The 20,071-nt window shown below is 57.9% G+C and carries 13 protein-coding genes and 1 pseudogene; 9 read left to right on the top strand and 5 right to left on the bottom strand.

The window, feature by feature from the left end:
* The first annotated feature begins 625 nt into the window (after positions 1 to 625).
* Entirely contained in the window at positions 626 to 1,498 is an 873-nt protein-coding gene (locus HALLA_RS17950; RefSeq protein WP_049954950.1) for a fumarylacetoacetate hydrolase family protein, read from the top strand.
* Between the two features lie 117 nt (positions 1,499 to 1,615).
* Positions 1,616 to 3,946 carry a glycoside hydrolase family 3 N-terminal domain-containing protein gene (locus tag HALLA_RS17945; protein WP_174887921.1) on the top strand — a complete coding sequence of 777 codons (2,331 nt, stop codon included), beginning with the start codon at positions 1,616 to 1,618 and terminating at the stop codon, positions 3,944 to 3,946.
* A 319-nt stretch (positions 3,947 to 4,265) separates the two neighbouring features.
* On the opposite strand, the gene HALLA_RS17940 is transcribed toward HALLA_RS17945, so the two are convergent.
* Both HALLA_RS17940 and HALLA_RS17935 read right to left on the bottom strand, forming a co-directional pair.
* Positions 4,266 to 4,499, bottom strand: coding sequence for a hypothetical protein (locus HALLA_RS17940; RefSeq protein WP_084569116.1), 234 nt, complete (start codon positions 4,497 to 4,499; stop codon positions 4,266 to 4,268).
* A 103-nt stretch (positions 4,500 to 4,602) separates the two neighbouring features.
* On the bottom strand, positions 4,603 to 6,675 hold the full coding sequence (locus HALLA_RS17935) for an alpha-glucuronidase family glycosyl hydrolase (protein WP_174887920.1): 2,073 nt from the start codon (positions 6,673 to 6,675) through the stop codon (positions 4,603 to 4,605).
* 252 nt (positions 6,676 to 6,927) lie between these two features.
* Between HALLA_RS17935 and HALLA_RS17930 the strand changes: the two genes are divergently transcribed.
* The 6 genes and pseudogenes from HALLA_RS17930 to HALLA_RS21520 all read left to right on the top strand — a co-directional run bounded on the left by HALLA_RS17930 (position 6,928) and on the right by HALLA_RS21520 (position 14,573).
* Positions 6,928 to 8,601 (top strand): ABC transporter substrate-binding protein, encoded by a 1,674-nt coding sequence (locus HALLA_RS17930; RefSeq protein WP_049954847.1) that lies wholly within the window; start codon positions 6,928 to 6,930, stop codon positions 8,599 to 8,601.
* A 7-nt stretch (positions 8,602 to 8,608) separates the two neighbouring features.
* A complete protein-coding gene (locus HALLA_RS17925) occupies positions 8,609 to 9,607 on the top strand; it encodes an ABC transporter permease (RefSeq protein WP_049954846.1) in 999 nt (332 codons plus the stop codon).
* Positions 9,597 to 10,610, top strand: a complete 1,014-nt coding sequence (locus HALLA_RS17920) for an ABC transporter permease (protein ID WP_174887919.1) — start codon at positions 9,597 to 9,599, stop codon at positions 10,608 to 10,610. The genes HALLA_RS17925 and HALLA_RS17920 overlap by 11 nt, the downstream gene beginning before the upstream one ends.
* Positions 10,610 to 12,838 carry an ABC transporter ATP-binding protein gene (locus HALLA_RS17915; protein WP_049954844.1) on the top strand — a complete coding sequence of 743 codons (2,229 nt, stop codon included), beginning with the start codon at positions 10,610 to 10,612 and terminating at the stop codon, positions 12,836 to 12,838. The genes HALLA_RS17920 and HALLA_RS17915 overlap by 1 nt, the downstream gene beginning before the upstream one ends.
* A 31-nt stretch (positions 12,839 to 12,869) precedes the next feature.
* Complete coding sequence (locus tag HALLA_RS17910) at positions 12,870 to 13,229, top strand: hypothetical protein (RefSeq protein ID WP_049954843.1); 360 nt, start codon at positions 12,870 to 12,872, stop codon at positions 13,227 to 13,229.
* Between the two features lie 706 nt (positions 13,230 to 13,935).
* A pseudogene (locus HALLA_RS21520) lies at positions 13,936 to 14,573 on the top strand (IS6 family transposase).
* Here the strand turns inward: HALLA_RS21520 and HALLA_RS20290 are convergent.
* Entirely contained in the window at positions 14,567 to 16,090 is a 1,524-nt protein-coding gene (locus tag HALLA_RS20290; protein ID WP_084569115.1) for a formate/nitrite transporter family protein, read from the bottom strand. The pseudogene HALLA_RS21520 and the gene HALLA_RS20290 overlap by 7 nt on opposite strands.
* Positions 16,091 to 16,887: 797 nt before the next feature.
* Between HALLA_RS20290 and HALLA_RS17895 the strand changes: the two genes are divergently transcribed.
* Positions 16,888 to 17,652, top strand: coding sequence for a maleate cis-trans isomerase family protein (locus HALLA_RS17895; protein WP_049954842.1), 765 nt, complete (start codon positions 16,888 to 16,890; stop codon positions 17,650 to 17,652).
* A 127-nt stretch (positions 17,653 to 17,779) separates the two neighbouring features.
* Here the strand turns inward: HALLA_RS17895 and HALLA_RS17890 are convergent, their stop codons facing one another.
* Both HALLA_RS17890 and HALLA_RS17885 read right to left on the bottom strand, forming a co-directional pair.
* Positions 17,780 to 19,240 carry a YjiH family protein gene (locus HALLA_RS17890; RefSeq protein WP_049954841.1) on the bottom strand — a complete coding sequence of 487 codons (1,461 nt, stop codon included), beginning with the start codon at positions 19,238 to 19,240 and terminating at the stop codon, positions 17,780 to 17,782.
* A gap of 464 nt (positions 19,241 to 19,704) precedes the next feature.
* Positions 19,705 to 20,070 carry a Rieske (2Fe-2S) protein gene (locus tag HALLA_RS17885; protein ID WP_049954840.1) on the bottom strand — a complete coding sequence of 122 codons (366 nt, stop codon included), beginning with the start codon at positions 20,068 to 20,070 and terminating at the stop codon, positions 19,705 to 19,707.
* Position 20,071: the final 1 nt, after the last annotated feature.

Here is a 20,071-nt window from a genome sequence, read left to right as displayed (position 1 = left end):
TCGTACCAACCTACTGGGCCCACTAACCCCGTTCACACGTTCGAATACGGCGCAGCGAGGTTTCGATATCGGTCACAGTGGCGTCTTCGACGTATCATTCAGAAAAGTCAATAATACGGATTGCCAGACGCGATGCGGATTGGTAGGGATCGACGCTTTGTCAGCTTTTGACCGGCAGGTAGCACATTGTGTTCCCTGTGTTCAGCTGATATATATCCTGGTAGGTCGGCATACGGTTGCCGTATTGTCACAGGAGTATATTACGGCAGGTGTGCTCCTTCATTTCCCTTATACTGTCGAACTGTTCTGTAGAACACTCTATCTGTTTTGTGTAGCGACCAACTCCCATTGAGACAGAGCAGGTCGAACGGTGAGCGACCGGAGCGGCCATTCTGAGGGATCGAAGCCGTGGTAGTCCGTCTTCTCGACCGTGTAGAGGTCGATTCCAGCGTCCCCGTTTGTCCCAGCTCTCGTTCGAGGAACGTTTAAACCCAACGAGGGGACCGTGTGGCTCGAGGTCGGTTGTTTCGTCGCTGTCCTTCGCGACGCCGGCTACTCGAGTCTCGTCCTCAAAGCCCCCAACACCAGAGCTAATACAGTTGGGAAGAAAGTGAGTAGCGTCAGCATGCGTTACTATCAGCTCCGCGAGGAGGGGACTCTTCGTCTCGTAGTGGAAACGGCCGGATCCGCGTACGATCTCACCGCGGCGACGGGGCAATTACACACGTTCGAGGACATCCTCCGAACGGCCGCCGTCACGAACGACTCCATCGATGCGATCGCTGATCGACTGCTCGAAGACGCGGCGGTTCTCTCCGACGGCGTGCTCGAGGAACGAGTCCCCGAAGTACCGATATTGTCGGGGGAAGTCTGGGCCGCGGGCGTCACGTACCGTATCAGTGAAAAAGCGCGCAAGGCCGAGAGCGCCATGCCCGATATGTACCTCGATGTCTACGAGAGCGATCGGCCCGAGGTATTCTTCAAAGCGACGCCGGAGCGGACCGTTGGCCCCGACGCGGGAGTCGGTATCCGCGCCGACTCCGAGTGGGATGTCCCCGAGCCCGAGCTCGGGATCGTTCTCTTCGAGGGCAGCATAGTCGGGTACACGATCGGCAACGACATGAGCAGTCGTTCGATCGAGGGGCAGAATCCGCTGTATCTCCCGCAGGCGAAGGTGTACGACCGATGTTGTTCTCTCGGCCCCTGCATCCGCTCGGCTGACTCGATCGACGACCCGCACGACCTCGAGATGTGGATGACGGTCAGCCGCGACGACGACGTCCTGTACGACGAGTCGACGAGTACGAGCAAGATGGTCCGATCCGTCGACGAACTGGTCGACTGTTACGTTACCCACAACGCCGTCCCGGATGTTTCGGTCCTCCTGACCGGGACGTCGCTGGTTCCCGACGAGGAATTTACGCTGCGCGAAGGCGATACGGTCGAGATCGGGCTCGAGGAGATCGGAACTCTCTCGAATACCGTCGTAGAGGTCTGACGGCATACACTCGAGTTGGCACGCCATCTCGGCGCTCTCGCGGCCCGTTCCGAGTGCCGAAGCGGTGCGATTGAAGTATCCGAATTATTAATACTCTGGGTTGAGTGACTCCGATTGATGCAAGATAGTTCGAACTGTGCCAGTGCCGAACAGCCCGTCGAGCGGCACGTTGCGGAGCTTCTCGAGGCGATGACTCTCGAGGAGAAGGCGGCCCAGCTCGGGTCCGTGAACGCGAACAAGCTGTTGGACGACTGCGGTGAACTCGACGATGATGCCGTCGACGAACACCTCTCGGATGGGATCGGTCACCTGACCCGGATCGGCGGGGAAGGGGGACTGTCACCCGCCGAGGCGGCCGAACGAACGAACGAACTGCAGGCGTATCTGCGGGACGAAACGCGGCTCGGAATCCCGGCCGTTCCACACGAGGAGTGTCTCAGCGGATACATGGGTCCCGAAGGGACGACGTTTCCCCAGATGGTCGGGATGGCGAGTACGTGGTCGCCCGCACTCCTCGAGACGGTGACGGATACGATCCGGGAACAGCTGGCGGCTATCGGGACCGCACACGCGCTTTCGCCGGTCCTCGACGTCGCTCGCGATCTCCGATGGGGCCGAGTCGAGGAGACGTTCGGCGAGGATCCGTATCTGGTCGCCGCGATGGCGCGCGGATACGTCGACGGACTGCAAGGGGACGGAGACGGTATCTCCGCGACGCTCAAACACTTCGTCGGGCACGGCGCGGGCGAAGGCGGGAAAAATCGGAGTTCGGTAAACGTCGGTCGGCGCGAACTCCGGGAGACGCACATGTTCCCGTTCGAAGCGGTCATCCGTACGACGAACACCGAATCGGTGATGAACGCGTATCACGACATCGACGGAATTCCGTGTGCCAGCGACGAGCGACTTCTGACCGACGTCCTTCGGGGAGAGTGGGGATTCGACGGAACCGTGGTGTCGGACTACTACAGCGTCGAATTCCTCCGGAGCGAACACGGCGTCGCCGCGGACGAACGGGAAGCGGGAGTTGCGGCCGTTCAGGCTGGCATCGACGTCGAACTTCCCTACACGGACTGCTACGGCGAGCACCTCGTCGATGCTGTCGAGAGCGGTGTGCTTGCCGAGAAAACGCTCGAGGAATCCGTTCGCCGCGTCCTTCTGGCGAAGGCTCGGAACGGACTCCTCGAGGACCCGACGGTCGACCCCGACGCCGCGACGGAACCGTTCGGCACCGAGGACGCGCGGGCGCTCACCGAGCGCGCTGCTCGAGAGTCGATGACGCTGCTGAAAAACGACACGGACGTGCTCCCTCTCACCGGCGAGGGGATCGACTCCGTTGCGGTCGTCGGCCCGAAAGCCGACGACCCGCAGGAACTGATGGGGGACTACGCCTACCCCGCCCACTACCCGGAGGAGGAGGTCGATCTCGACGCGACGACACCGCTCGATGCCGTGCGCGAACGCAGCAACGAACACGGGTTCGAGGTGCTTTACGAACGAGGCTGTACCACGACTGGACCGGAGACGGACGACTTCGAGGCGGCTGCCGGCGCGGCCGCCGACGCCGACATCGCCGTCGCGTTCGTCGGCGCCCGTTCTGCCGTCGACTTCTCGGATTCGGACAGGGAACGGATCTACAAACCCAGCGTCGCAACCAGCGGCGAGGGGTGTGACGTGGTCGATCTGGATCTCCCCGGCGTTCAGGCCGCGCTCGTTGAACGGGTTCACGAGACGGACACCCCGGTGGTCGTCGTCGTCGTGAGCGGAAAACCGCACTCGATCGAGTCGATCGCGGCGGACGTTCCGGCCGTCCTGCAGGCGTGGCTTCCAGGCGAGCGCGGCGGCGAGGGCATCGCCGCCGTCCTGTTCGGCGAACACAATCCAGGTGGCCATCTGCCGGTCTCAATTCCCCGAACCGTCGGTCAACTTCCGGTCCACTACAATCGAAAACCGAACACCGCTACCGAGGAGTACGTCTACACGGAGAGCGACCCGCTCTATCCCTTCGGACACGGGCTGAGTTACACCGATTTCGAATACGGGGACCTTTCGCTGTCGACGGCGAAGCTCCCGCCGGCCGGAACGGTCACTGCTACCGTAACCGTTGAAAACGCCGGCGACGTCGCGGGACACGATGTCGTTCAGCTGTACGCGAGTGCGGAAAACCCCGATCAGGCTCGTCCGGTCCAGGAACTCGTTGGATTCGAGCGTGTGTTCCTCGAGCCGGGCGAAACCGAACGCCTCAGCTTCGTGGTCGATGCGTCACAGCTGGCCTACCACGACAGGAATGGCAACCTAGCCGTGGCGGAAGGTCCCTACGAGTTCCGCGTCGGCCACTCGGCCGCCGACATCGTTACGACTGCATCGTTCGACGTGACCGGAACCAAGTCCGTCCCGCAGACTGGTCGAACGTACTTTACCGAGACGGAGACCGAGAAACTCGAGTAACCCTCATGGGGTTGCCCCAAACGGAGTCATTTACTGCGCGACACCCCACGATCATGACGACTTATTCGGCGGAACCGATCATGGGTGACTATACCGGATCGTCGTCCTTCGATGTCGACGAGATGGACGTTCCCGTTACACTTTCATCGACGACCCCGTCGGTCCAATAGGCGAGCAATTGATCGTCTCCTCGATCACGAAGGCGTCTCCGTCCCCCGCATACCGTCGGACGCTCGGTCACCTCGAGAACCACGCAGTCGTACCGGTTTCCCCACGGACGCGTCGTAGTTCGGTTCAGAATCCCACCCACGCATCCGACTCACTCGTCCATCGCTCGTTTGGTGCAGTAGCGATGGGTCGCACCGAAAAACGCGAGCGCACCGACCACGAGAACGGTGTCGATAATGAGGATCGGAAACGCGTCGTCGCCGGGCCTAACGAACACCGCCGAGAGCGCGAGGAAGAGCCCCGAAGCGACCAAGAGTGCGAAGAGCGCCTTCATCCGATCGCGCTGAGCGCAAACGAGATCGAGGAGCATCGACGATTTCGACATGGTGTGTGAGTGGTGAACGTACTGAAAAAAGTCTACCGGTCGTCCGTTCGTCGACAACAGCGTCGTCGGTATCCGTAGTGAACCCGTTTCGGCGCGATCGGACTCACTCGTCGCGCCGAACGCGGCCTCGTTCGTCCGGAATACCCGAGTACTCCCGGAAGTACGCCGTGAGAGCGTCCCGCCACCGCTGCGCGTTACTGACTTGCTCGTCGAACCGCTCGGCGACGTGTCGGTGTCGGCGCTCATCGACGCGTCCCTCGAGGGCGTGCCACCGCTCACGGAGCCGTTTGACCTCGTCGACGCCGGCGAAACAGTTGTCGTAGAGCCGCTGGACGACGGTGGTCCCGTCTTCGAGTTCGTGGTCCCACGGGAGGTGGTGAAAGAAGAGGAGGAGTTCCTCGGGACAGCGCTCGACGGAGCCGTAGCGGTCGGCGATCGGCTCCGGATACTGCGCGACGTAGCCGCTTCCAGATTCGGTCCGGTCGACGCCGATCCCGTCCTCGCTCGCGCCGTGATAGCCGGGCCACTCCTCGGGCGACGGGTAGTAGTGGTTCTCGAGGTGCTCCTCGCCGTTGTGCATCATGTGCAGTAGCCCGAGGCCGCCGGTTTCGTAATCGATGCAGGCCTCCCACGACCGTCGGAGGATATCTTTGATCACGTCGCCGACGGTCTCGTCGGCCCCGAACGTCTGTCGAACCCACTCGTCGGTTACCGTCTCGACCGACAGGTCGGGGCTCCAGGCTGCGCGGCCGAACGCGTAGAGGTTCGCCTGCGCGAGGTAGTGTCCCGTCCAGTTGTAGTCCTCGCCGACGTTTCCGACGCCGACGATCCCTTGTTCGTCTCCGCGCAGTAGGGACTTCACCGGCGTCCCCGCTCCGTCGGCGTGCGTGTCGAACTCGAAGACCTCCTTCCACATCGGGAGATGGTACGTCGCGTGGACGCCCTGACCGGTGTACTCCTGTGTGATCTGGAGTTCCATCCCGATAGCCGTCTCCGAGAGCGCGCCAAACAGCGGCGATACGGGCTCGCGGGGCTGGAAATCGATCGGCCCGTTTTTGATCTGTACGGTGACGTTGTCGGCGAAGTCGCCGTCCAGCGGTTCGAACGTGTCGTACGCCTGTACCGCCCGATCTTCGTGCGACCCGTAGACGAAGGCCCGCCACCAGACGCGGCCGCCGTGTGGCTTTAGCGCCTGCGCGATCGCGTTCGCCCCGGTAACGTGGTCGCGCCCGTAGTCGTAGGGGCCGGGCTGTCCCTCGGAGTCGGCTTTCACGAGAAAACCGCCGAAATCCGGGAGGAGATCGTACACTTCGTCGGCTTTCCGCCGCCACCAGGCTTGGACATCTTTATCGAGCGGGTCGGCGGTGTCGAGATCGCCGACGAGCATCGGTGACGCGAAGTTGACCGACAGGTACGGCCGGATCCCGTACCGGCGAAACACCGACGCAAGTCCAGTGAGGTCCTCGAGGCGTCGCGACTCCAGCAATTGCCACCCCTCAAACTCGTCGAACGCAGCGTTCGCGCTCGCTCGCGCCGGCTTCGTGGTGTTGACGTTGTTGAGAACGATCCCGTTGATGCCCACGGAGGCCAACAGGCGGGCGTAGTCCTCGTATCGAGTTCGGAGGTCGGGCAGTCGTTCCCAGTCGAAGATCGATTCGCCGCCGTACCCTCGTTCGACCGAGCGGTGAAAGGGCGTATCCCACTGGTTGAGCAGTCGGTTCTCGTACGCCGGATCCTGCCGAACCTCGAGATCGCCGATCGATTCTCGCACGTTCAGAAGTCGGAGGAGGTGGAACGTTCCGTACACCAATCCGCGATCAGTGGTTGCGGTGACGACGAGACAGTCCAGACCGTTCCAGGTGACCGAACGGATGAGGTACCCGCCACTGCTGAGTTCGGCGATGTCGTCGGCCGGAACGGAGTCGGCGATCATCGTCATATCTTCGGGCGTGCCGATGGCAAGAAACCCGTCCGCCGTCGTCGGCGGATGTTGCCAGAAGTGGGGCTCCGTCCCGAGGAGATCGGGCAGAGCCCGTCGGAGTTCGTCTCGAATCGCTCCGTGTTCGGGCGCCTTCTCGGCGACGTACGCGTGTCTACACCGGCGTCGGTACGATTCGAGTCGATCGTTCTCCGTAACGCGCTCGTACCGAAGCCAGCAGTCGTCGTACTGATTCATCGAGATATACCGAAGCCGTTGTCGGCAACCGGTAAAACGTTAGTGGTCAGTCCGTCGTCTCGAACAGAACGGGTCGTTCCGTCCGCAACTCTACTGACGGTGGGACGGTGTCCATCTTGACCATTGAGCCTTTAGATGAGAATATAATAAACGTGCATCATAATATTTATTAATGGCTGTGAACATTCCACACCTGTCATGGGAATAGATGACACTCGAGAGAACTATAGCGACGTATTTAGTCGGCGGGAAATGCTGATGGTAGCAGGTGCATCCGGAACAGCCGCGTTCGCCGGCTGTCTCGGCGGTAGTGGTTCAGATACCGGTACGTTCGTCAACGCTTACACCGGCAATCCGGCCGACCTTCACTTCAACACGTCGGCGATTCAAAACTACAGGTGGCCAGCGGGACGGGCGGTGTTCGCTCCGTTTATGAAGTATTCGTTTACCGAGAACGAATTCCTGCTCGGTGCACTTGAAGACATAGAAATCGAGGAGGAGGAGGTTACGCTCACGTTTCGCGACGACCTGATGTGGGATAATGGGGACGAGTGGACGACTGAAGATCTAGACGTGCAACTGCAACTCGCGGAAATGACCGGGACCTCGCTGTGGGGGTACCTCGATGACTACGAGATCGAGGACGACAAGACCGCCCGACTGATTCTCTCCGGTCCGACGAACCCGAAGATCATCAAGTTCGAACTCACGAACTTCCTCGTAGACACGAAAGCGGAGACTCACGAACAGTGGTTAGACAAGGATGAGTCGGAGTTTCTTCGCTGGGCGTGGGAAGACCCGGTCGCGAGCGGGATGTTTTCGTTCGTTAGCAAGGACCGGCAGGCGTTCGAATTCGAGAAAAATCCCGAATTCTACAACGCCGATAACGTGGAAATCGAGACGTTTATGATCGAGAGTTACGGCGGGAACAGCGCCCAACACCAGGCGTTGATGTCGGGATCGGACGTCGATGCATCACCGAGTCTGTTCGCACCGCCGGAGATCGTCGATCAGTTCCCCGATCACATCACTGAGGTCCAGATCCCCGCAAAGTGGGGATACGGGATCGTGTTCAACCACGACGACCCCCACTTCGGACAGCGCGAGGTTCGCCAGGCAGTCGCACACGTCATCGACCGCGAGGCGATCGTCGAAAACGCCGGTCCGCGGTCGAAATTCGTCACGCCGACCCCGTGCGGTATCGCTCCCCGCGATCAGGAGTACTGGCTTGACGACTGGCAATCGGATTTCGAGACCTACGGCGTCGATTCGAGTCAGACCGACGAGGCGACCGAATTGCTTCAGGAGGCCGGCTACACCAAGGAAAACGGTACGTGGGAGGACTCTGACGGAGAAACCATCGGCGGGGAGTACTTCTCGCCCGGGGGGTGGACCGACTGGACGACTATGTCTAACACCGTTGTCAGCCAGCTAAACGAGTTCGGCTTCGATTTCTCGGTCAGTACTAAACCGACGAACGACTGGTTTAGCGAGTACTCTAATAGCAACTTCTCGATGGGGAGTCTCTACTGGCTGCCCGGCGGTTCGCGATCGTCGTTCCCATACTTCCCACTTCGGTACCAACTGTGGGAAGAAGAGATCGGTGGCGGCCACAACTACCGCGAACCAGCACAGTCCGAACAAACGATTCCAGGGCGAGACGGCGGGGAGATGACGATTACTCCCCTCGAGGAGACCGAGCAGATCGCACAACAACCCAGCGACGACGAGGCCAGACCGTACGTTCAACGAGCGGCGTGGCACAATCACATCGAACTGCCCTTCCTCGGGCTGGTCTCCAAATACGAGCAGTCTTGGATAATGAACGACAGGTGGACGGTCGCCGACGAGGACAGTCCTAATCGACAGGTCAAGTGGCCACAGTTCTGGTGGGTTCACGAGGGTGAACTGCGACCGAAGAACTAATCCAACGATGAACTACTACATCAAGCGAACGGCACAGATCCCGCTTACAATTCTCGCAGTAGCGACGCTCACGTTCGGCTTGATTCGGCTGCTTCCGGGCGGGCCGTTCACGCAGTTACGGCTCGAACTCCTCCAACAGGGTATCCCAGCCGATCAAGTCGATGCGCGTATCGAAACACTACAGAACATCAGGCCGGATGCACCGCTCTGGCAACAGTACCTCGACTATTTGGTCGGAATCGCCCAACTGGACTTCGGTCAGTCGATCTCTCTTAACCAACCCGTCGCGGAAGTGGTGGCCAGAGCGCTCCCGTGGACTGTCTTCCTTGTCGTGGTATCGACGATTTTGATGTTCATTATCGGCGTATTGATCGGCGCGCTCCAAGCGTATTGGGAAGGATCGAAGTTCGACCAGGTTACGTCGGGCGGGTCGATCTTTCTAATGTCGGTTCCGTACTACATCTTCGCGGTGATCTTCCTCTTCGTTTTGGGGTATCAGCTCAGTCTTTTCCCGACCGGGAACGCCGTCGCCCGTGGCGTCGAGAACACCGTTAGCCTCGCGTATCTCTCGAGCGTACTCCACCACGCTGCGTTGCCGATCATCGCGTTCACTATCAGCGGAATCGGTTCGACGGCGCTCAACATGCGAGGGAACGGTATCCAGGTGCTCGGCGAAGAGTACGTCGAAGTCGCCAGGCTTCGTGGCCTTTCGAACAATCGCATCGCAACCCGATATGTCGCGAGGAACGCGATCCTCCCGATGTACACGAGTCTTCTCCTGTTGATTGGATTCCGTCTTGGCGGCACCGTCGTCCTCGAGGAGATTTTCTCGTACCCCGGACTCGGCAATTACATGATTCAGGCAGTGAAAGCGAACGACTATCCGCTCATGATGGGGTGTTTCCTCGTTATCACGACGACGCTCGTCGTGGCGGTCTACATCGCTGACCTGACGTACGGTCTTATCGATCCGCGTATCAGTGCGGGTGATTCTGATGAGTACTGAACGTGATACCCCGTCCGAGGGAATCGATTGGCGGTCGGAGACGACAGACATCGAGATGAGCCGCCGCGATCAGCTAAGGGAGCTATACGAGCAGAAAATCTACGCGCCCGCGGTCGTCGCGTGGTCGGACAGACGGACTCGTCTCGGGATCTTCATCCTGAGCGTGTACGTTTTCATGGCGATAGTGGAGGTGTTCGATCTCTACCGCGATCCGAGCCCGAACCAAGCCGAACGCTTCATCAGACCGTTCGAGAACCTGCAGTACCCGTTGGGAACGACTCAGTCGGGAATCGACCTACTGGCGCTGATCATCGAATCGACGCCGTTTATCCTCCTCATGGTGCTTACCGGCGGCGTGTGGGCGACCACGCTTGCGGTCGCAGTCGGAACCATTTCGGGGTACAAGGGCGGCACGGTAGACACCGTCATCACGTCGATATCAGACTTCTTCATGGCGATTCCAGGTCTTCCGCTCGTCATCGTCCTCGCGATAGCGCTCAGTCCGGAGAACCCGATCCTCCTCGGAATCGTTCTGACTATCAACTACTGGGCCGGATTGGGTCGCTCGATCCGCTCGCAGGTACTTTCGATCCGACAACAAGACTACATCGAGGCGTCTCGAACGATGGGAACGGGAACGGGCCGGATTATTCGCAAGGACATCCTCCCGAACATTATGCCGTACGTGATGGTCAACTTCGTGCTCGCCGCACGGTATACGATCTTCGCAGCCGTCGGGCTGTACTTCATCGGTGTTCTCCAGTATAGCGGGCAAAACTGGGGCGTCATATTGAATAACGCGTACCATCAGGGCGGGCTGTTCACCATGCAGGCGTTCCACTGGCTTCTCGTCCCGATCGTCGCCATCGTCGGTCTGGCGTTCGGGCTCATCCTGGTGAGCCAAGGGATGGACCGGATTTTCAACCCGCGGGTGAGGACTCGTATGACCGGTGAATCGGAAACCGTAACAGAAGACGAAACATCGACAACGGAGATGCTATAATGGCTACCAATAGTTCATCAACCGGCCGCGTCGCATCGCAGGGAAGCACCGAAGATCCGATCTTCGAGATCGAGAACGCGAGAGTCACCTACAACGACGGGAAAACGTGTGTTCTCGACGACGTTACCGTCGACATCGATCGCCACGAAGTCCTCGGAATCGTCGGCGAGAGTGGAAGCGGAAAATCGATGTTCGCTTCCGCGCTGCTCGACGCAATCCCCGACCCCGGAGTTCTCAGCGGACAGATTCGGTATAACCGCAGCGACGGGTCGTCAGTCGATCTTCTGGAGTTGAGCGACGAAGAACTCCGACGGTTCCGCTGGGAAGAGGTGTCGATGGTATTCCAGGGTGCGATGAGTTCGTTCAACCCGACGATGAAGATCGGCGGTCACTTCAGGGAGACGCTCACGGCTCACGATAAGAACGTCTCAGAGGGACTCGAGTTCGCCCGCGAACTCCTCGAGAATCTGTATCTCGAACCGGAACGCGTCCTCGAGGCGTATCCCCACGAACTTTCGGGCGGAATGCAACAGCGAGCGCTGATCGCGCTGAGTATGGTCCTCGATCCAGAGGTGTTAGTGATGGACGAACCGACGGCCGCGCTGGACCTGTTGATGCAGCGGTCGATTCTCACACTGTTGAACGACCTGCAGAGCGAGTACGATCTGACGATCGTTTTCATCACTCACGACCTGCCGCTGGTCGCGTCGCTCGCAGACCGAATGGCGATTATCTACGCGTTCCAGTTCGCCGAGATCGGGCCGCGCGACGAGATTATCGGCCGGTCGGCGCATCCGTACACGCGGAAACTACTGAACGCGACGCCGAATATCGATGCACCCCTCGAGGAGATGCAACCGATCGAGGGTGAGGGGCCGGCCCCGGTGAGCCTGCCATCCGGCTGCCGGTTCGAACCGCGATGTCCGCTCGCGACCGAGGACTGTCGGTCGATCGATCCGCCGCTGACCTCGATCGGCCATGCCGACGGTACGCACCGATCGGCGTGTCACCACTGGGAGACCGCTCGCGAAGAGATTCCGCTCAATTTCGGGGAGACAGCGTCCAACTTCGAGGACCCCGTTCCGACCGAGACCGCAGGCACGGCGACGGAAGACCGCGTGAGCGAGTCGAACGGGCCAGCGCTCCTCTCACTCGACGATGTTGAGGTCCACTTCACCGAAGAACAGGGGCTATTCGAACGGTTCTCCGAGGAACCAAACACGGTCCGGGCAGTCGACGGGGTTTCGCTCGAGATCGAGGAGCAGGATCTCATCTGCTTATTGGGTGAGAGCGGCTGTGGCAAGACGACCCTCGGGAAAACGATGATTGGGCTCGAACGTCCGACCGACGGCTCGATCGAGTACCGCGGACAGGACATCTGGGAGGCGAAAGCCGGTGACGGCGAGATACCGTACGACGAAATTCGATCGGCCCTCCAGATCATCCACCAGGACCCCGGAAGCGCGCTCAATTCGAACCGGCGCATCGTCGACATTCTCTCGGAGCCGCTTCGACACACCCATCCGAACAGCAGTACCACCGAACGCCGGCAACGAATGCACTCCCTGCTCGAGCGGATCGGGATGGCGCCGGCCGACGAGTTCCTCGATCGATACCCCCACCAGCTCTCGGGCGGGGAGAAACAGCGCGTCGCGCTCGCTCGAGCACTGTTGATGAACCCGAACGCGATCCTCGCCGACGAGGCTATCAGCGCGGTCGACGTGTCGTTGCGAATCGAAATCATGGATCTAATGCTGGAACTGCAGTCCGAGTTCGAAACCTCGTTCCTCTTTATCTCCCACGATCTTTCGAACGCGCGGTACTTCGCAGAGCACGGCGACGGACGAATTGCCGTGATGTACCTGGGCGAAATCGTGGAGATCGGCTCCGCCGAGCGGCTCATCAACGACCCTCGCCATCCGTACACCGAGGTGCTCCGGTGGGCGACTCCGGATCTGGATCTCGATTCGATGGAGGCCGGCACGCCGCCGCTTCGAGAGGTTGACGTTCCCGATCCGATCGATCCGCCGTCGGGATGCCGGTTCCACACGCGGTGTCCGGTCGCTCGTCAAGCGTGTCGCGAAGACCACCCAGAACTCCGTGATATCGCCGATGGGGACGGGAAAGCCGCGTGCTTCCGCGAAGACCCGACCCACGAGTACTGGGACAGCGAGCCTCTCGAGGGCGCCACAGCGGAGCGAGACGGGCTCGCGGAAGCGGAAGACTGACCGTGATGACGACGAGGACCTGCTTCGCGAGGTGGCGGTGTACGCGGTGGGTGCGGGGGCCGACCTCGTTCTCTACTCGCCGTTCAGCGAGGAGCAGTTCGAGGACCCGGTCTCGGGCCTTTATCAGATCGGCCGCATCGAGAGCAAAGATTACAGCGACGAGGAGGCTACCGGCGTCGCTCGACAGATGGCGGACTCGCTCGCCGACGGGGTGCTAGCGGAGTTCGACGTAGACTGGTCCGTCGTCACCGGCGTTACCGACGAACTCGACGTGAAGCGAATCATCGAACTGCCGAGAAGCGGGGCTGTGATCCCATCTTTACGCTCGGGCAACGGCGGTCTCCGACGGGGAGGGCCGTGTTCGGTGATACAACCCAGCGGCTCGTTTTGAACTTTCCGGGGTACGTGACGGTCCCAACGAACTGATACCGACGATTCGTGGCTCGACAGTAACGGCCGTGACTGGTGGCGATGTCCCCACCAGCGTCGGCAGCGTCCGAACGGTCCTCGAAAAATCGATGTTTGCGAGGTAGATCGATACGTTCGGTACACAAAACCGATTCGGTGACTCCGGGATCGTTCTCGAAACATAACCACTGTTCTATAGTACAGAATTGATGGATCGAAGCAGTGAAAACGGTCCACTACCGTTCTGTATTTCTCATGGCTACTGTTTCCAATCCTCACACGAAGAGTTACATCAGTACCTGTGTAAACAATCTAGCGGTACGACGACGATCTCGAGAAAGGCAATTAGCAGCGAAGGCCGTGTTCGAACACTGATAGCGTTCATTTCGTCGTTTTAGGAAGTGACCGGGTCAATGGAGACGGAACACGTCACTCGATATATGTCACTAAAAACGATCCTGAACGGCGTTCCCTATAATGCAAAATAATAATGTGGGACTGTGTTGAGGAGTGCATTTCTTATCGACAGGTGTGCCGCCTGTAGATCGATAGAATCACGAAGTTGGCAGCAACGAAAAGCGCGATGCAGGCAAGATTTAGTCAACTTCAATGATCGTACTGGTGTCGTCGCCGTGTCGGGCGCTGTTCAGAGACGTTGACGGAGAGACGTGGCGTTTTCGAAGTGATTCATGCCCGAAAACGCACGCCTCGCTCCTCGCATCGATCAGATCAACGTAGATTTTGTATAGCAAGAACCAACACCGCGACTGTTGATGAAGCTCAGTATCCATTCCTATTTTTAAACTCTCGGTCTCAAATACTGTTTGGATTCTATGGATATTTGGTGTTGAGACGGCGCGATTGACCGTTCATAACTGGGTCCTCAAAGCCGATCTACAGCCGGAGTATAGACGCAGCTGGATCACACGTTGGTCGACGCGACTGTGATCCGACTCGACGACGAACAATACTGTCCGTACCAAGCTGTGGATTCTAAATCGAACTATCTGCTCTATACGACGCTCGAACGAACCAGCTACGAGATTATCACGAGTGCATTTTCCGGGAACTCCTCGAGAAACACGACGTTGACAACACCGTGTTTTTCGTCGATGGCGCTCACTCACTAAACGACGCCTGCCAGAGACACAGCCTCGATTTCAGAGACGAACGTCACGGAAATCGAAACGATACTAATCGTATATTCCGAGAGGTAAAACGACGAACTTCTTTGTTCACATACTATTTAGCAACGTCACACATAGTACCTGTCGACCAGTGCCTCAGATCAATACTTGCATACTCAACGGTAGGAGACGATCAATAGTCGTCCTCAGTTTGTTCATCAGTGCGCTCAGAGCTGAGCGAGGTCACATAGGGACGACCTGAACGACGACTGTACAGCCATTCTGCCCAGGTGAGCTTGAGTTCACTCGGATCTCGATTGGGGAACTGTCGCTCGGCTGTCTGACTATAATTGAGCAGTGCCACTAAAAAGACGCCGCCGACGATATTCCCAAGCGTTACCGGGACGAAGAAATCCGCAAATGCAGTCAGGAGACTTTCATTTCCCTGAAATACGAAGTAGAGAACCTCACACGCGCCAGTAATGCAGTGGAATAGATCTGTCGAGGGGATAAGGAACATGAGAAAAACGATGATAAGAAACCGCGTCGTCGTTTCTTGACTCGCATGTATTAACCAAACCATCGCTGCAACGATGTTCCCTGCGAACACGCCTTTAAAAAACAGGTCCCACCAGCCGGTTTCGAAGGCGTGTTCACCAAAACCGCTCGCGACCGCAGCAGCTTCGGGTGTAAATACACCAGTTGACGCAAGAACGTACGCGCCGAGGGCTGCACCGAGAACGTTCGCGATAATGACCACTCCCCAAAGTCGAAGCAGGTTCCGTATACTTGCAATGCGGGTTAAGACGAGTGTGACGGGTGTGAGCGTGTTCTCAGTGAACAGTTGATATCTTCCCATCACAATGAGAACAAAGCCAACCGGATAGAAGAGATTTCCAATCAACGACGCTGCATCGAGCGGTACGGCCGCAGTAACCGCAGACCGTGCGAGAAACGTAAGCGTGACTGCGAGACCAGCCGCTAAACCGCTCATGAAGAGGAGACGATTGCTCCGACGGAACTCTTCGTCAGCGGTGGCGACGAGCCGCTGGAAGATTTCATCCGCCGAGAACATATCGCGGATGGCTTCGCCCGCCGCCGGTGCTCCGCTTCGCGACCGATCGATCGTTTCACGAAGCGCTTTATCACGGTGCCGAATCGACGCCTGGATGGCAGTAAGATCGCCTGCCTGAGCGATCGCTTCGAGCAGCGCATCGTGTTCGACGGGTCCGTCGTACCGTCGGCCGTTGATAAAGAATGTCGGTGTGCCGTCAACGCCGCTTTGTGCGCCACTTGCAACGTCTTTCTCGATACGCTCTTGGTGAACACCTGCGTCTAGCTCGCGGGCGAACCGTTCCGTATCGAGCCCTATCTCAGCGGCATATTCACGGAGATTCTCCTGCTCGAGTGCGTCCTGATGCTCATAGAGCGTATCGTGCATCTCCCAGAATTTCCCCTGAGCGGCTGCCGCCTCAGCAGCTTCTGCAGCGCGCAGCGCGTGCGGGTGAGCTTCTGTGAGTGGAAAATGTCGGAAAACAAATTGAAGCTGGTCGCCAAGGCGGTCCTGTATCTGTGTGAGTGCGTGATACATCTCTTCGCAGGATGGACAGTCGAAATCACCGTATTCCACAAGCGTAAGTGGGGCATCGTCGGGGCCGCGGGTGTGGTCACGTTCCGTGACCGGGTTTGCGAGGGTCGAGACTGTCGATCGGCTCATGGGTGTGTTCTGTAAGCGATAACTCGATTCAGTTCCTTAAAGAGCGGCCATGGGGATGTCAGAATAACAGATAATTTGATGAACTGTGAGAGCGTGAGTAGACGGCAACACACATCTGGCCGTTGCCGTCCGGCTCCACACGACTGGTTGTCCGCTTCGGGAGACACGACAGTCATGACTTGATCGGCGTAGAACGTTCTTAGCAATCTAACACTGTATACCTTATATATCTTATAGTATGTGGGCCTCATCGACGACGAAGCCGTCTGAGGAGGAATATATACTAATTTTGTTAAGACATGAATCACATAGAATTGTGTTACTAGAGCAATATAGTTGGCCCATGGATCATTCCCGATATCGCGGTATTCGGACGATGAGACATCGACATCGGTACTACATCCTTCTATCAATTTACCAAGAAACACAATCTCTCTGAACGATAATTCTCATCGATTACTATAGCTATCTAATCGCCCTCTGTTGGTTAGGATTGAAAGGTGAGTTTGCCTATGTTGATCAAAACCTGATTGAAAAGTGGTTTTGCACCCTCAAGACGCGAGGTGACAGCTCCCACAACTTATCGGTAGACAGTCAGGCGAGTGTCAAAGAGTAACTTGAGTAATTAGCACACTACTATAATGCCCAGAGACGTCAGCAATCACTTAACTGTCATTTGATAGCGGAAGTACTAAACTAAACCGTGTCGGCCTTGTTTAGATTAACCGATTGCAGCTCAGCAATATCGCCGTCGACCAAACCTTCTATACACTTGCCGATGTACATTCTATTGATTCATGAACGATAGTTTCCGTATCGGACTGATTGTACCCAGTTCGAACGTTACGATGGAGACGGAGATACCGGCAATGTTGAACACCCGCCCGGACCTCTACGGCGAGGAGTTTACGTTCCATTCGAGTCGCATGCGAATGCAGAGCGTCACACAGGAGGAACTCGAGCAGATGGACGAGCAGTCAAAACACTGTGCGACCCTGCTATCGGACGCCCGCTGTGATGTCCTCGCGTATGCCTGTCTTATTGGAATCATGGCCCAGGGCCCGGGCTACCACGAAGAGAGCGAGGCGGCGCTTCACCAGCAGACCGTCGAAAACGGCGGCGACGCGCCAGTCGTGACCAGTGCTGGCGCACTCGTTCGCGCGATCAAACGGCTCGAGGCCGATAAAATCGCGTTGATCGCCCCGTACGTGGAAGAACTCACCCAGACGATGATCGACTACTTCGAGAGTGCCGGTGTTGATGTGATCGACTACGAGACGCTCGAGTGCCCCGACAATCTGGAAGTCGCTCAGCTCGATCAGCGGAACCTCGTGAATATCGCCGCCGATCTCGACACCGACGCTGCCGACGCACTGGTTCTCTCATCGTGTGTCCAGATGCCGTCCCTCAACTCGATCCAGGCCGCAGAGGATACGCTCGGGCTTCCGGTCTTCTCTGCGGCGACCGCAACTACCTACGAGATTCTCGATAATCTCGGTCTCAGTACGCAGGTTCCCGGTGCAGGGCGGCTCCTGTCAGGCGGCCTCAATGAGGGCCACTAAATATCGCTATTGACTTGATCGAGCGGTACTCAGCCATCAGCTAGAACCAGCGGGATCGGTCCGAGCGCTGGTCGTAATCGTTTCTCCAATTGGCGGGCCGGCTCTTTCACAGATGGGTTCTCTGAGACTATATAAGGCCGATAGCCGTGGCCCCGTGGGTTAGGGCCGCAGCGATGGGGACGAGCAATACGGTTCGGAGAATCAGCAGGAGGAATAGATCCCGGAACCGCATCGGAACGTCATCGAACATGTCGACCATCATCGGAGCTGGTGCCGAAAAGAAAATCGCTTGAGCGCCCGTCACGATCACGACGAATACTTGCGTGGTAACGCTGGCTTCGACGACGAACGACGCACCGATGAAGAACTCCGCACCGCCGAGGATGACGCCGATCGTTGCCGTTTGCGGATCCGGGATAGCGAGGATCGACATGAGCGGTACGAACGGCATGGCGATGTACTCAAAGAACGCAGTGTATTCCTCGACGAGGAGGACGACCATCGACATCGTCAGTACCGACCCGACGACCATCCCGGCGAGTTTCAAACCGTCGACGAAGCCGACGACTGACGTTCGAAGGATCGACTCGCCTTCCTTCGCCGTTTTCACGCCGTTGTTGAAGGCGAATCGAACGTACTCTCCGATGGTCCCGGTAAACTCCGGCTCTGGATCCGGCTCCGCGATGTATTCGTTGGGGACCATCGAGAGTGGTGGAATCCGGACGAGGATTGCCGCGACGAGAAGGGTCGCGATGAGGTACAGCAGGATAATGACCGGAAAGAGATGGAGGAGACCGAGAAGGGCTGCGACTGCCCCAACCGTCCCCACGTTCGCGGTTGCGAAACAGGTACAAATCACGAACACTTCCCGCTTGTTGTATCCTCCCCGGTCGAAGACGTTGCGGGTAAGATAGTACCCGATGCTGAACGAGCCGAGCCATGATGCCGCACCATCGAGGGCTGATCGGCCAGGGAGATTGAACGCAGGACGCATAATCGGTTGTGCGAGTGTGCCGATGAATTGCAGGCCGCCGAGTTCTGCGAGCAGATTAACGAAGATCGATCCGATTGGGATCACGAGCGCGACCGTAACCACGAGTGCTCCCCAGGCGGTGTTGACTATCGGATCAACGAGCATCCACTCCGGGCCGATGTCGAGGAGGATCGCCACCGCGAAAAAGATGGCAACGCCTCGGAACACCCAGAACACGTTCGATGTCTCCCAGTAATCTAACTGGAGTAGGTTCTCCATCCGTTCACTGACGGTGACTGTTCCACGATAGTGAAGCTGTGAGATCGACGTTAGAACTCCACCTGCCGTGATCAATCCGAGCGCAAACAGGTCAACGGCGAGCATCGACGTATTCTGAATGAGCGTCATCATGACGTCGAGCGGAATCGTCGTCTGCCCCTCCCACTGAATCGGAATGAGGAAAACGAACGTACCAGTTGCGAACGCGATGATGAATTTCAGTATCGGCCGGGGATTCATTTCGGCCAGGGTTACATCGTCGATCGATTTTTGTTCAGGAGTAACTGATTCCCCAGAGATATGATCGTCATTCTCCCAACTCTGGCTGCCAGACATGGTTTATCACACTGGGATGGAGGTGATAAAGGCACCGATCATATACCGATATTTATACTATAGAAGTAACACAACAGATCATGATATTACCGAATATATTTAGAAATAAATATGCCAATACATAATTCGCTCGTTCTGATGACGACGATGCCGCACTCACGTCGGACCTCGCCGGGACCGACCTCGATGACGAGAGACCGCCGACTTCGATGGCGAGAAAACGCTGACCTCAATCGAGGTACTCGCTCAAATACTCCCGCGGTAGTCTGCGTCCCGCGACGGCGGTTACAACCGAATCGAGACTTTCTCGAGAAACGTGTCTTCTCTCTCATCGTGAAATTGTGAGTCGAAACCGACGGATGAGTCGCTGATAATGGCACGTCAGCAACGCCCTCTGGTAACACAATTGAGCGCCGTACAGTTCACGATCGGCGAGCGAAACAAGCGGTTCGAAGGGCGATCAGTCAGATACGTACGAGGATATCGTCGCCGTCGACCGTACAATCGAACGTACCGATGTGCTGTCCGGATGCTTCGTGTTCACCCGTCTCGAGGTCCCATTCCCAAAGGTGCCACGGGCACGAGACCGTACAGGCCTCAGTATCGACCCCGCCGCGTTCTTCGGTCCACGTATCCTCGGCGTTGATCTTCCGATCACCCGCCTTACACAGCGGTGCGCGTTGATGGGAACATCGGTTACTGATCGCGTAGTACTCGTCGCCGGTGTTGAAGACGGCAATCTCGATTCCGTTGATTTCGAAACCCTCGCCTTCACCTTCGGGGATATCGTCGACCTCTGCAACCTTCGTGAAATTGTCGGTGTCAACCATT

The organism is Halostagnicola larsenii XH-48 (genome assembly GCF_000517625.1).
GTDB classification, from domain to species: Archaea; Halobacteriota; Halobacteria; order Halobacteriales; family Natrialbaceae; genus Halostagnicola; species Halostagnicola larsenii.
The sequence above is the reverse complement of the archived record's forward strand: the minus strand, read 5'-3'. Positions and strand labels throughout refer to the sequence as shown.

Coding starts and splice junctions, on each gene's coding strand:
- HALLA_RS17950 (WP_049954950.1), top strand. CDS start 626: ATGCGTTACTATCAGCTCCGCGAGGAGGGGACTCTTCGTCTCGTAGTG.
- HALLA_RS17945 (WP_174887921.1), top strand. CDS start 1,616: ATGCAAGATAGTTCGAACTGTGCCAGTGCCGAACAGCCCGTCGAGCGG.
- HALLA_RS17940 (WP_084569116.1), bottom strand. CDS start 4,499: ATGTCGAAATCGTCGATGCTCCTCGATCTCGTTTGCGCTCAGCGCGAT.
- HALLA_RS17935 (WP_174887920.1), bottom strand. CDS start 6,675: ATGAATCAGTACGACGACTGCTGGCTTCGGTACGAGCGCGTTACGGAG.
- HALLA_RS17930 (WP_049954847.1), top strand. CDS start 6,928: ATGCTGATGGTAGCAGGTGCATCCGGAACAGCCGCGTTCGCCGGCTGT.
- HALLA_RS17925 (WP_049954846.1), top strand. CDS start 8,609: ATGAACTACTACATCAAGCGAACGGCACAGATCCCGCTTACAATTCTC.
- HALLA_RS17920 (WP_174887919.1), top strand. CDS start 9,597: ATGAGTACTGAACGTGATACCCCGTCCGAGGGAATCGATTGGCGGTCG.
- HALLA_RS17915 (WP_049954844.1), top strand. CDS start 10,610: ATGGCTACCAATAGTTCATCAACCGGCCGCGTCGCATCGCAGGGAAGC.
- HALLA_RS20290 (WP_084569115.1), bottom strand. CDS start 16,090: ATGAGCCGATCGACAGTCTCGACCCTCGCAAACCCGGTCACGGAACGT.
- HALLA_RS17895 (WP_049954842.1), top strand. CDS start 16,888: ATGAACGATAGTTTCCGTATCGGACTGATTGTACCCAGTTCGAACGTT.
- HALLA_RS17890 (WP_049954841.1), bottom strand. CDS start 19,240: ATGTCTGGCAGCCAGAGTTGGGAGAATGACGATCATATCTCTGGGGAA.
- HALLA_RS17885 (WP_049954840.1), bottom strand. CDS start 20,070: ATGGTTGACACCGACAATTTCACGAAGGTTGCAGAGGTCGACGATATC.